This window comes from Streptomyces kanasensis, assembly GCF_043077165.1.
Taxonomy (GTDB): Bacteria; Actinomycetota; Actinomycetes; order Streptomycetales; family Streptomycetaceae; genus Streptomyces; species Streptomyces changanensis.
The window spans coordinates 432,421-445,167 of sequence record NZ_JBIBSF010000003.1; the positions used below are offsets into that span (position 1 = coordinate 432,421).

The following is a 12,747-nucleotide window of genomic DNA, read 5'->3' on the forward strand; positions in this document are numbered from 1 at the left end:
GCTCCAAGGGAGGCCCCGCCTCCCGGTGTTGAGGCCCCCGTGGCGTGTGCCCGGGGGCCTCACCCGTGTGTGACGCTTGTCGGCATGCCTGTCGTACGTGATCTGCGCGTACTCGTGCGCCTGACGAACTTCCGCCGCCTCCTCGCCGTGCGACTGCTCTCCCAGTGCGCCGACGGCGTCTACCAGGTCGCGCTCGCCACGTACGTGGTCTTCTCCCCGGAGCGGCAGGCCACGCCCGCCGACATCGCCTCGGCCATGGCGGTCCTGCTGCTGCCCTACTCCGTCGTCGGGCCGTTCGCGGGCGTGCTCCTCGACCGCTGGCGCCGCCGTCAGGTCCTCCTCTACGGCAACCTGCTCCGCGCCCTCCTCGCGGTCGTCACCGCGCTGCTGGTCCTCGCCTCCGTGCCCGACTGGCTCTTCTACGTCTCTGCGCTCTCCGTCACAGCGGTCAACCGCTTCGTCCTCGCCGGCCTGTCGGCGGCCCTCCCGCGCGTCGTCGACACGGAACGTCTGCTGACGGCCAACTCGCTCTCGCCCACCGCCGGCACCATCGCGGCGACGGCCGGTGGCGGGCTGGCCTTCGCCGTGCGGCTGACCGCGGCCGACTCCGACGCCGTGATCGTCCTCATGGGTGCGGCCCTCTACCTCCTGGCCGCCCTGGCCTCGCTGCGCATGGGCCGGGACCTCCTCGGTCCGGACCCCGGCCTCGTTCCGGCCCGGATCGGCGCGGCGCTGACGGCCACGGTCCGCGGCCTGTGGAGCGGCCTGCGCCACGTGGCGGAACGGCGCCCGGCCGCCCGGGCCCTCGCCGCGATGACGCTGGCGCGGTTCTGTTACGGCGCGCTGACGGTCATGGTGCTGATGCTGAGCCGGTACGCCTGGGAATCGGACGGCTCCGGGGGACTGGCCCTGCTGGGGCTCGCGGTCGCCGTCTCGGGCGCAGGGTTCCTCACCGCCGCCGTGATCACCCCCTGGGCCGCGGGCCGGTGGGGCGCGGGCGGTTGGATGGCGGTGTGTGCCGGGACGGCCGCCGTACTGGAACCGGCCCTGGGGCTCTTCTTCGCCCCGGCGCCCACCCTCGCCGCCGCCTACGTCCTGGGCGTCGTCACCCAAGGAACCAAGATCGCGACGGACACGGTCGTCCAGCGGTCGGTCGACGACGCGTACCGAGGAAGGGTCTTCGCCCTCTACGACATGCTCTTCAACGTCGCGTTCGTCGCCGCGGCCGGAGCGTCCGCCCTGGTGCTCCCCCTGGACGGCCGCTCGCCGCTGCTCATCGTGGCCGTCGCCGCGCTGTACACCCTGTCGGCGGCCGCGCTCGCCCGCGCCCCCCGCACATGAGGCAGGGGCGGTGTTTCACGTGAAACACCGCCCCTCACCGTGACTCACGGTCACCGGCCATGTTTCACGTGAAACACGACCGCGACGCAATCAGCCCTGCGCCGCCCACCACTCCCGGAGGGCCGCCGCCGCAGCGTCCTGGCCCATGGGACCGTTCTCCAGCCGCAGCTCCAGGAGGAACTTGTAGGCCCGCCCGACCTCGGGGCCGGGCCTGATCCCGAGGGTCTCCTGGATCTGGTTGCCGTCGAGGTCGGGTCGGATCGCGTCCAGCTCCTCCTGCTCCTGGAGCTGGGCGATGCGGTCCTCCAGGCCGTCGTAGGCCCGGGACAGCGCGGCGGCCTTGCGCTTGTTGCGGGTCGTGCAGTCGGAGCGGGTCAGCTTGTGCAGTCGGTCCAGCAGCGGACCGGCGTCACGCACGTAGCGCCGGACCGCGGAATCCGTCCACTCGCCGGTGCCGTACCCGTGGAAGCGCAGGTGCAGCTCCACGAGTCGCGACACGTCCTTGACCATGTCGTTGGAGTACTTCAGCGCGGTCAGCCGCTTCTTGGTCATCTTCGCGCCCACCACCTCGTGGTGGTGGAAGGAGACCCGGCCGTCCGGCTCGAAGCGCCGGGTGCGCGGCTTGCCGATGTCGTGCAGGAGCGCCGCCAGCCGCAGTACCAGGTCGGGGCCGTCCTCCTCCAGGTCGATCGCCTGCTCCAGCACGATCAGGGAGTGCTCGTAGACGTCCTTGTGCCGGTGGTGCTCGTCGCTCTCCAGACGCAGCGCCGGCAGCTCGGGCAGCACCCGGTCGGCGAGGCCCGTGTCGACGAGCAGGGTCAGGCCCTCGCGGGGGTGCGCCGAGAGGACCAGCTTGTTCAGCTCGTCCCGCACCCGCTCCGCGGAGACGATGTCGAGCCGCTCGGCCATCCCCTTCATCGCGGACACCACCTCGGGCGCCACCTCGAAGTCGAGCTGGGCGGCGAACCGCGCCGCCCGCATCATCCGCAGCGGATCGTCGGAGAAGGACTCCTCGGGCGTGCCGGGCGTACGCAGCACCCGTCCCGCGAGATCCTCCAGTCCGCCGTGCGGGTCGATGAACTCCTTCTCGGGGAGAGCCACCGCCATCGCGTTGACCGTGAAGTCACGGCGGACGAGGTCTTCCTCGATGGAGTCGCCGTAGGAGACCTCGGGCTTGCGCGAGGTGCGGTCGTACGCCTCCGAGCGGTACGTCGTCACCTCGATCTGGTAGCCGTCCTTCTGCGCCCCGACCGTGCCGAACGCGATACCGACCTCCCACACGGCCTCCGCCCACGGCCGGATGATCCTGAGCACGTCCTGGGGGCGGGCGTCCGTGGTGAAGTCGAGGTCGTTGCCGAGCCTGCCGAGCAGAGCGTCCCGTACCGAACCACCGACCAGGGCCAGGCGGAAGCCGGCCTCTTGGAAACGGCGGGCGAGGTCGTCGGCGACCGGGGAGACGCGCAGCAGCTCGCTGACCGCGCGGCGCTGCACCTGGCTCAGGGCAGTCGGGGTGTCTTCGTTGGCGTTCGGCACAACAGAAGAGGGTACGTGGCCCCGCCCTGGGCAGCCTCCTCCATTCCCGGCGCCCTCCGCCCCTCCTTCCGGCGCCTCCCCGCCCTCCCGCGGTGATCTCGTGCGCGACTCCGCAGCACTTCGCCGCGGGGCGCCTCGTTACCATGCGTGGACGCGGGAACCGGCAGGGACCGACGGCACAAGACGACGAGGGACGGACGAGCGCGTGGCCGAGGCGGCAGACATCCAGGGCACCGATCCCTCCCCTGCCCGCCGATGGCTGCGGCGGGCGGCCGCAGCCGTCGCCGCCGTCCCGCTCATGGCCGGCCTCGTGCAGGTGCCCACCGCGTCGGCCGCACCGCCCGCCCGGACTCCGGACACGACCGTCCGGACGCCTGCCCGCGCGGGTGGCGTCGATGTGTCACTGGACACACTGACACCGAGCGCCCCGGTCAAGGGGGACGCCCTCACCATCGGCGGCACGGTGACCAACCGAGGCCGGGAGACCGTGGGCCAGGCGCGGATCGACCTCCACGTCGGCCCCCGCCTCTCCAGCCGGGGCGCCATCGAGGACGCCGCACGGCGCACCGGCTTCTCGGAGGACAAGGACGGCAAGGCCCTCGGTGGCACCTTCACGGTCGCGCTGCCCGCGCTGCCCTCGGGCACCAGCCGCGAGTTCACCCTCGCGGTCCCCGTCGACAAGCTCGGCCTCGACGAGGACGGGGTCTACCAGCTCGGCGTCACGCTCTCCGGGCGCACGCCGAGCAACCCGTACGACGAGGTGCTGGGCATCGAGCGGACCTTCCTGCCGTGGCAGCCCGCCGCCACCGTCAGCAAGACCCAGCTCACCGTCCTGTGGCCGCTGGTCTCCCCGGCGCACCTGTCCGCCGAGACGGGTTCCGACGACCAGCAGACGCCCGTCTTCGAGAGCGACGCGCTCGCGACGGAGCTGGCACCCGGCGGGCGGCTGGAGCGGATGGTCACCCTCGGCGCGGAGCTGCCCGTCACCTGGGTCATCGATCCCGACCTCCTGGCCACCGTCGAGGCGATGACTCGCGAGTACCAGGTCAGGAGCGCCGACACCACCGTCGCGGGGAGGAACCAGGCCGTCGCCAAGCAGTGGCTGAACGCGCTCGACAAGGCCGTGCAGGGAGACAAGGTCGTCGCGCTGCCCTACGGCGACCCCGACCTGGCCTCGCTCGCCCACCGAGGTGAGCGCATCTCCGGCTCCCTCAGCCACCTGCGGCCGGCCACGGAGCTCGCCGAGTCCACCGTGGAGACGATCCTCCACGTGAAGCCGTCGGTCGAGTACGCCTGGCCCGCGGACGGCGCGGTCGACCCGTCGATCGTCGACGTGGCGACGTCGGCCGGCGCTGACAAGATCATCACTCGCAGCGACAGCATGCGCGAGGACCTGTCGTACACGCCGAACGCCGCCCGCCCCATCGGCGGCGGGACCACCGCGGTGGTGTCGGACGCGACGCTCTCCACTGCCTTCCAGGGCGACATGGTGCGGGCGGGCGACGCGACGCTCGCCGTGCAGCGGTTCCTGGCCCACACGCTCGCCCTCACCCAGGAACGGCCCGGGACCGGCCGCAGCGTCGTCGTCGCGCCCCAGCGCATGCCGACGGGCTCCCAGGCGGAGTCCCTGGCCGACGCCCTGCGGGTCCTGGGCGCCCAGCGCTGGTCCCAGCCGTCGGACCTGATCGCCGCCACCACGGCCAAGCCCGACCCCAAGGCGACCACGAGCGTGCCCTCCGCCCGGAAGTACCCCCGGGAGCTCGCCCGCCGGGAACTGCCGGTGTCGGTCTTCCAGCAGGTGCGCACCACCCAGGACACCCTGGACAACTTCAAGGTCATCCTCACCGCCGCCTACCGCGTGGTGACCCCGTTCGGCAACGCGATCAAGCGGGAGATGTCCACCTCCTGGCGGGGCCGCCCGGTGGAGGCCGCCGCCTACGGCGCGAGCGTGCAGACCCACCTGGAGAGCCTCACCGACGAGGTCAAACTGATCGACAAGTCGGACCTGACCCTGTCGGGGCGCAGCGCCACGATCCCGGTGACCGTGCAGAACAAGCTGGTGCAAGGCGTGCACCACCTCGTCCTGCGACTCGAGTCGACCAAGCCGACCCGGCTCAAGCTGAACGGCGGCGAGGCGGTCGCCGAGCTGCCGGTGCGCATCGAGGGGGGCCACAGCCAGTCCGTGAAGTTCACGGCCTCCGCCAACGCGAACGGCCCGGTCCCGGTGCGGGCGCAGCTGTACACCGAGGACGGCCGGCGGTACGGCCCGCCGATGGAGTTCACCGTGAAGGTCTCGGAGATCACGTCGACCGTGATGCTCGTCATCGCCGGCGGCGTACTGCTCCTGGTCCTCGCCGGTGTCAGGATGTACACCCAGCGCAAGCGCGCCGCGGCGCGCGGCGGGGACGCCGACCCGGTCGAGGAGCAGGACACCGCCCCTCCGGTCGCCGAGGGCGGCGATCCCGTGCAGGCGGGTGACCCGGCACCGGACACCGGACCGGAAAGCGCGGAGCCGTCCGGCCCGGGTGAGAAAGTGGACCGTTGAGCGATGTCGTGGCCGGCCGGCCGGAAACGATGAGGTGGGGTAACCATGAACGCGCCGTACGACGGTGACCGCGGCCAGGGCGCCGGCGGCAGTGCGCCTTCGGGCGGCGGCCCGTCCGGCCCGGCGCCCGGGCACGTACCGCCCGCCGCCCAGCCGGCCCCACAGGATCCCTACGCGCCGGGCGGCCAGGACCCCTACGCCCAGGGCGCGCACGTGCCGGACCCCTATGTCCAGCACGCCTACGACCACGACCCGTACCGCTCCCGGGACCTCTCGTCGCAGGACCCGGTCGGTGAGGCGCTCTACGACCGGGCGGCGCACCCGCCGCCCCCGCCGGGCACCTACGAGGAGCCCCGCCCGCTGTACCAGCAGCCCGCAGCGCCGCAGTACGCGCCCGACCCACGGGTGTGGGCGCAGACCCCGCCGCCGGAGCCGGACGGCCCGTCCCGCCACCTTCCGTACGGTGACGACGCGCGGACGGTGCAGTTCACCGGCGTCGACGACCTGGTGACCCACGCCGCCGCCGACGGGCCGGCACCCGACGCCTTCGCGCACCTCTACCGGGACCAGCAGGTCCAGCAGGGGCAGCCGCCGGCGGCCGTCCCCGAGCCGGCCGCGCCGGTGGAGCCCGCGGTGCCCCCGCCGCCGCCGAAGAAGTCCGGCGGACGCGCCTCCGGCGTGCTCAAGTCGAGCGCCGTGATGGCGGCCGGAACCCTGGTGTCCCGGCTCACGGGCTTCCTGCGCAGCCTCGTGGTCACGGGCGCCCTCGGTGCGGCACTGCTCGGTGATACCTTCACCGTCGCGTCCACCCTCCCCACGATGATCTACATCCTCACCGTGGGCGGCGGCCTCAACTCCGTCTTCGTCCCCCAGCTCGTCCGCGCGATGAAGAACGACGAGGACGGCGGCGAGGCGTTCGCCAACCGCCTGCTGACCCTGGTCATCGTCGCCCTCGGCGTGATCGTCGGTATCGCGGTGTTCGTCGCGCCGCTGCTGATCCACGCGATGTCTCCCACGATCGCGGCCGATCCGGACGCCAACGGCGTCGCCGTCACCTTCGCCCGGTTCTGCCTGCCCACGATCTTCTTCATGGGTGTGCACGTGGTGATGGGTCAGATCCTGAACGCGCGCGGCCGGTTCGGCGCGATGATGTGGACCCCGGTCCTCAACAACATCGTCGTCATCTTCACCTTCGGTCTCTTCATCTGGGTGTACGGCGCCCACTCGGAGACCGAGATGGGCGTCAGCACCATCCCGGACGAGGGCGTCCGACTGCTCGGCACCGGCATGCTGCTCGGGCTCGTCGTCCAGGCCCTGGCGATGATCCCCTACCTGCGCGAGACGGGCTTCCGGTACCGGCCGCGGTTCGACTGGAAGGGCCAGGGCCTCGGCAAGACGGTCAAGCTCGCCAAGTGGACCGTGCTGTTCGTCCTCGCGAACCAGGCGGGCGTCGTCGTCGTCACCCAGCTGGCCACGGCGGCCGGAAAGGCCTCCGGCCAGGGCGGCGCGGGCATCCTCGCCTACTCCAACGCCCAGCTCATCTGGGGCATGCCGCAGGCCATCATCACCGTCTCCGTCATGGCTGCGCTGCTGCCGCGGCTCTCCCGCGCCGCGCACGACGACGATCCCGGCGCCGTCCGCGACGACATCTCGCAGGGCCTGCGGAACTCGGCGGTGGCGATCGTGCCGGTCGCCTTCGGCTTCCTGGCGCTCGGCGTGCCGCTGTGCACCCTGCTCTACGCCTCCAGCGGTGTGGAGGCGGCGACCGGCATGGGCTTCATGCTCATGGCGTTCGGCCTCGGCCTGATCCCCTTCTCCGTCCAGTACGTCGTCCTGCGCGGTTTCTACGCCTATGAGGACACCCGCACGCCCTTCTACAACACCGTCATCGTCGCGGCCGTCAACGCCGCCGCGTCGGCGCTGTGCTACCTCGTCCTGCCGGCCCGCTGGGCCGTCGTCGGCATGGCCGCCTCGTACGGCCTGGCCTACATGGTGGGCGTGGGCGTCGCCTGGCGCCGACTGCGCGTCCGGCTGGGCGGCGACCTCGACGGGGCCCACGTGGTCCGCACGTACGCCCGCCTGTCGATGGCCTCCGTACCGGCCGCCCTGGCCGGCGGCGCGGTCGGTTTCGGCCTGCTGTCCCTGCTCGGCATGAGCGCCCTGGGGTCGCTCGCCGCACTCGTGGCCGGTGGAGTGGTGCTGATGGGCGTGTTCTTCGTGGCGGCCCGCAGGATGCGCATCGAGGAGCTCAACGCCATGGTGGGCATGGTCCGGGGCCGCCTCGGCCGCTAGGACGGGGGGTGTCGCACAACCTTCGCCGCCCGCCGCGTGTCGTGCAGGGCGCCGGACTGTGGGCACAATTGGCATGGCTGTCGAAGAGGCGGATCGGATGGGGAGGCAGGAACGACGGTGGCGGAACGTAGCACGGCTGCCGTCGACGTGGCCGACAACAGCGGCGACGACCCGCTGACCGCCAAGGCGGACGGGACCACGGCCGACGGGGCGGAAACACTGGACGCGACGGACACGTCCTCCCGTGGCACGGACGGCGGTGGGGAACCCGGCGACGAGACCTCCCTCACGACGCCCGAACTGCACAGCGGACACAAACTGGCCCGCCGTTACCGGCTGGAGGAGTGCGTCACCCGTCTGGACGGGTTCAGCAGCTGGCGGGCCGTGGACGAGAAGCTGCGCCGGGCCGTCGGGGTCCATGTGCTGTCGGCCGACCACCCCAGAGGGCGTTCGGTACTCGCGGCAGCGCGGTCGTCGGCCCTGCTCGGCGACCCGCGGTTCGTCCAGGTCCTGGACGCCGTCGAGGACGACGACCTCGTGTACGTCGTGCACGAATGGCTCCCGGACGCCACCGAACTGACGGCCCTCCTCGCCTCCGGTCCACTGGAGCCGTACGACTGCTACCAGCTCGTCAGCCAGGTCTCCCAGGCGATGGCCGCGGCCCACCGCGAGGGCCTGGCCCACCTCCGGCTCACGCCGGGCGCCGTGCTGCGCACCTCAACCGGCCAGTACCGGATCCGCGGGCTCGCCGTGAACGCCGCCCTGCGCGGCATCACCGTCGACCAGCCCCAGCGCACCGACACCGAGGCGATCGGCGCGCTCCTCTACGCGGCGCTCACCCAGCGCTGGCCGTACGAGAACGACGCCCACGGGCTGTCCGGCCTGCCCAAGGACGTGGGTCTGATCGCGCCCGACCAGGTGCGGGCCGGCGTCCACCGCGGCCTCTCCGACCTGGCCATGCGGGCGCTCGTCAACGACGGGGCGACCGCCTCGCGCCAGGATCCGCCGTGCACGACGCCCGACGAGCTCGCCAAGGCCGTCGCCGCCATGCCCCGCATCCGCCCGCCGGAGCCGACCTTCCCGGCCGTGCCGGACTTCCAGCGCACGACGTACCAACAGGGCTACGGCCGGGGGCAGCAACACCAGAGCGTCACGGCCGTCCAGCCCGCGCCGCCGCTTCCCGCTCCGCTGGAGACGCGCACGGGCAGAGCCCTGAAGTGGACGGTGTCCGCTCTCCTCATCGCCGCCCTCGGCCTCGGCAGCTGGCAGATCGCCGACCGTCTCCTGGACCAGAGCGGCGGCGACGACCCCGGCACGACACAGCCGTCGCCGGGCGCCTCGTCCGACGGCAAGGCGGTGCGTCCGCTGAATCCGTTGAAGATCGAGGACGCACAGGTGTTCGATCCCTCAGGTCGCGATCCGATACGGCCCGAGAAGGTCGGCAACACGGTCGACGGTGACCGGGGGACGGCCTGGGTCACCCCCGAGTACCACGGCTACCCCAACTTCGGGAACCTCACCGACCGCCGGGACGGCAGCGGTGTCATCGTCGACCTCGGCTCGGAGCAGGAGGTCTCCGCCGTCCGGGCGCACCTCTACCGCAGCGGCCAGACCCTGCAACTGCGGGCCGCCGGTCCCGGGGCGACGGACCCGGGCTCCCTCTCCGACTTCCCGCAGGAGCTCACCGCCCTGAAGCAGGCCGGTGACAGCCTGGACGTACGGCTGGAGAAGCCGGTCCGCACCCGCTACGTGCTGCTCCACATCACCGAGCTCCCCACGGACGGCTCCCCCGGCAGGTTCCGCGGAGGCGTCTCCGAGATCGAGGTCCTGGGCTGACCGCCGGCCGCACGGGCTCCGTGCGGCCGGCACCGAGCACGACGGAGGGAAGGCCGCATGGCAGCGGGCACACAGCGGGAACCCGGCGACGCCGACCTCCTCGCCCGGCACGTCGCCGGCGATCCCGATGCCTTCGGTGAACTCGTGCGACGCCACCGGGACCGGCTGTGGGCGGTCGCGCTGCGGACCCTCGGCGACCGCGAGGAAGCCGCTGACGCCGTCCAGGACGCCCTCGTCTCGGCGTTCCGCGCCGCCCACACCTTCCGCGGGCAGTCCGCCGTCACGACGTGGCTCCACCGGATCACGGTCAACGCCTGCCTGGACCGGGCCCGCAAGGCCGCCTCACGCCGGACGTCCCCGGTGGACGACACGGAACGGCTGGAGCAGCTCCTGGAGCCCCACGAGTCGGCCGAGGCGCCCGCGGAGCGGCACGACCTGCACCGCCAGCTGCTCGCCGCCCTCACGCAACTGCCGGTCGACCAGCGGGCGGCCCTGGTCCTCGTCGACATGCAGGGGTACGCCGTGGCCGAGGCGGCGGAGCTCCTCGGCGTCCCCGTGGGGACCGTGAAGAGCCGCTGCGCCCGGGGCCGGGCCCGGCTGGTCCCCCTGCTCACTCATCTGCGCGGTGACCCCGTGGATAACAGCGGTACCGACGGGGGAAGGAACCGGACGCCGGGGACATCCGTCCCAGAGGCGTCGGGTCCCCGGGATCCGGGACCGAATGATCCTGCTGCTGTGAAGGGCGGAGGTGGACGCGCGTGACATCCACGGCCGACACGACCCAGCACCCCGACGTCTCCGAGATCTCGGACCTCACCGAAGGCGTTCTCCCCCCGGCCCGGACGGCGCACGTTCGCCGCCACCTGGACCGGTGCGACCTCTGTGCCGACGTACGGGACTCCCTGGAGGAGATCCGGGGGATGCTCGGCACGCTGCCGGGCCCGGCGCGGATGCCGGTCGACATCGCGGAACGGATCGATGCCGCCCTCGCCGCAGAGGCCCTCCTCGACGCCACCTCCCCCGAGGGGACCCCGGCTGCTGCCCGGACGACCGTCAGGAGCGGAACCGCACCGGACGGCGACGTCGAACGGCACGACGACGCCGCGCGTGGTCCCCGGCCGAAGCCCGCTGAGCGACCGGCCACGCCGCCGCACGGCTCCACCGGCCCCGGGCGCAGGCCGCCCCGGAGGCGCCGACGCCACGCGGTCCTCAGCGCCGTGTGCGGTCTGGCCGCGGTCGGGCTCGGCGTCCTGCTGTTCCAGGCGGTCGGCCCCACGGACGAGACCCCCAACGCCACCAGGGCGGACAGTGCCGTCTCCCAGGGCAGTGACCCCCGCTTCTCCGGTACCGCCCTGTCGGAGCGGGTCCGCTCGCTGCTCACGACTCCCGAGCGTTTCCGGTCCGGCCCGTCACCGCGAGCCCAGCAGGACGACGGCCCCGGCCCCATGATCGCCGGGAGTGCCACGCCGCTGCCGCCCTGCGTGCGGCAGGGAATCGACCGCGCGGAGCAGCCGCTGGCCGCGGAGCTCGGCGACTACCGGGGACAGCCGGCGTACCTGGTCCTGCTCCCGACCGCAGGCGCGGAGGAGCGCGTGGACGTCTACATCGTGGATGCGTCCTGCGCGACGGATCGAAGCGCCTCGGGCGCCGCCGACGTACTGCTCAAGGAGTCACGGCCGCGCCCCTGACGGATCCGCCGCACGCCGCGTGGGCCGCACGGGAATGCGCGCCCCGTAGGATCCGTTGGGTGGGGTGAGAGTCCGATCCGGCCCCCGTAGGCAGTAGGCAGTCTGCAGAGACGAGGAAGAAACCCGTGAGCGACGTCCGAAACGTGATCATCATCGGCTCCGGGCCCGCCGGTTACACGGCAGCGCTCTACACGGCGCGCGCGTCGCTGAAGCCGCTGGTCTTCGAGGGTGCCGTCACCGCCGGTGGCGCCCTCATGAACACGACCGACGTGGAGAACTTCCCCGGGTTCCCTGAGGGTGTCATGGGCCCGGAGCTCATGGACAACATGCGGGCTCAGGCCGAGCGCTTCGGCGCCGAGCTGGTCCCGGACGACATCGTCGCGGTCGACCTGACGGGCGACGTCAAGACCGTGACGGACACCGCCGGCACCGTGCACCGCGCGAAGGCGGTCATCGTCACCACCGGTTCGCAGCACCGCAAGCTCGGCCTGCCGAACGAGGACGCCCTCTCGGGTCGGGGCGTGTCGTGGTGCGCCACCTGCGACGGCTTTTTCTTCAAGGACCAGGACATCGCCGTCGTCGGCGGCGGTGACACGGCGATGGAGGAGGCGACCTTCCTCTCCCGGTTCGCCAAGTCCGTCACGATCGTCCACCGTCGGGACAGCCTGCGTGCCTCCAAGGCGATGCAGGACCGCGCCTTCGGTGACCCGAAGATCAAGTTCGCCTGGGACAGCGAGGTCGCGTCGATCCACGGCGAGCAGAAGCTCACGGGCCTCACCCTCCGTGACACCAAGTCGGGCGAGACCTCGGAGCTGCCGGTCACGGGGCTGTTCATCGCGGTCGGCCACGACCCGCGTACCGAGCTGTTCAAGGGGCAGCTGGAACTGGACGACGAGGGCTACCTGAAGGTGGACGCACCGTCCACGCGCACCAACGTGAAGGGCGTCTTCGCCGCCGGCGACGTCGTGGACCACACCTACCGCCAGGCCATCACGGCCGCCGGTACGGGGTGCTCCGCCGCGCTGGACGCCGAGCGTTTCCTCGCCGCCCTCGCCGACACGGAGCAGCTGGCCGAGCCGGAGAAGACCCCCGTGGTCTGATCCTCGATCCCCCACCCACACCCCGCACAGTGAGGAGGCCGACGTGGCCGACCTGAAGGAAGTGACCGACGCCTCGTTCGAGGAGACCGTCCTCAAGAGCGAGAAGCCCGTCCTCGTGGACTTCTGGGCCGCCTGGTGCGGTCCGTGCCGCCAGATCGCCCCGTCGCTGAAGGCGATCGCGGACGAGTACGGCGACCAGATCGAGGTCGTCAAGCTGAACATCGACGAGAACCCGACCACGGCCGCCAAGTACGGCGTCATGTCGATCCCGACCTTGAACGTCTACCAGGGTGGCGAGGTCGCCAAGACGATCGTCGGCGCCAAGCCCAAGGCCGCGATCGTCCGCGACCTGGCCGACTTCATCAGCGACGAGGCCACCAAGGTGTGACTCCTGTGCCGTGGTTTCACGTGA

The 12,747-nt window shown here is 72.2% G+C and carries 9 protein-coding genes; 8 read left to right on the top strand and 1 reads right to left on the bottom strand.

Features of this window, described 5'->3' with window-relative positions; all coding sequences use genetic code 11:
- The first annotated feature begins 84 nt into the window (after positions 1–84).
- Positions 85–1,341 carry an MFS transporter gene (locus ACF053_RS10800; protein WP_391953545.1) on the top strand — a complete coding sequence of 419 codons (1,257 nt, stop codon included), beginning with the start codon at positions 85–87 and terminating at the stop codon, positions 1,339–1,341.
- 90 nt (positions 1,342–1,431) lie between these two features.
- Here ACF053_RS10800 and ACF053_RS10805 read toward each other — a convergent pair whose 3' ends face one another.
- Positions 1,432–2,874 carry a CCA tRNA nucleotidyltransferase gene (locus ACF053_RS10805; protein WP_391953546.1) on the bottom strand — a complete coding sequence of 481 codons (1,443 nt, stop codon included), beginning with the start codon at positions 2,872–2,874 and terminating at the stop codon, positions 1,432–1,434.
- Positions 2,875–3,079: 205 nt separating this feature from the next.
- On the opposite strand from ACF053_RS10805, the gene ACF053_RS10810 reads away from it, so the two are divergent.
- The 7 genes from ACF053_RS10810 (at position 3,080) to trxA (ending at position 12,723) form a co-directional block, all read left to right on the top strand.
- Entirely contained in the window at positions 3,080–5,419 is a 2,340-nt protein-coding gene (locus tag ACF053_RS10810; protein WP_391953547.1) for a DUF6049 family protein, read from the top strand.
- A 45-nt stretch (positions 5,420–5,464) separates the two neighbouring features.
- Positions 5,465–7,711 carry a murein biosynthesis integral membrane protein MurJ gene (gene murJ, locus ACF053_RS10815; protein WP_391953548.1) on the top strand — a complete coding sequence of 749 codons (2,247 nt, stop codon included), beginning with the start codon at positions 5,465–5,467 and terminating at the stop codon, positions 7,709–7,711.
- 117 nt (positions 7,712–7,828) lie between these two features.
- On the top strand, positions 7,829–9,547 hold the full coding sequence (locus ACF053_RS10820) for a protein kinase family protein (RefSeq protein WP_391953549.1): 1,719 nt from the start codon (positions 7,829–7,831) through the stop codon (positions 9,545–9,547).
- Between the two features lie 57 nt (positions 9,548–9,604).
- Positions 9,605–10,309 (top strand): RNA polymerase sigma factor SigM, encoded by a 705-nt coding sequence (sigM, locus tag ACF053_RS10825; RefSeq protein ID WP_058943625.1) that lies wholly within the window; start codon positions 9,605–9,607, stop codon positions 10,307–10,309.
- Positions 10,306–11,235, top strand: coding sequence for a hypothetical protein (locus ACF053_RS10830; RefSeq protein ID WP_391953550.1), 930 nt, complete (start codon positions 10,306–10,308; stop codon positions 11,233–11,235). The genes sigM and ACF053_RS10830 overlap by 4 nt, the downstream gene beginning before the upstream one ends.
- A gap of 125 nt (positions 11,236–11,360) precedes the next feature.
- Positions 11,361–12,335 carry a thioredoxin-disulfide reductase gene (gene trxB / locus ACF053_RS10835; protein WP_391953551.1) on the top strand — a complete coding sequence of 325 codons (975 nt, stop codon included), beginning with the start codon at positions 11,361–11,363 and terminating at the stop codon, positions 12,333–12,335.
- A gap of 43 nt (positions 12,336–12,378) precedes the next feature.
- Entirely contained in the window at positions 12,379–12,723 is a 345-nt protein-coding gene (trxA, locus tag ACF053_RS10840; protein WP_391953552.1) for a thioredoxin, read from the top strand.
- Positions 12,724–12,747 lie beyond the last annotated feature (24 nt).

Coding starts and splice junctions, on each gene's coding strand:
- sigM (WP_058943625.1), top strand. CDS start 9,605: ATGGCAGCGGGCACACAGCGGGAACCCGGCGACGCCGACCTCCTCGCC.
- ACF053_RS10800 (WP_391953545.1), top strand. CDS start 85: ATGCCTGTCGTACGTGATCTGCGCGTACTCGTGCGCCTGACGAACTTC.
- murJ (WP_391953548.1), top strand. CDS start 5,465: ATGAACGCGCCGTACGACGGTGACCGCGGCCAGGGCGCCGGCGGCAGT.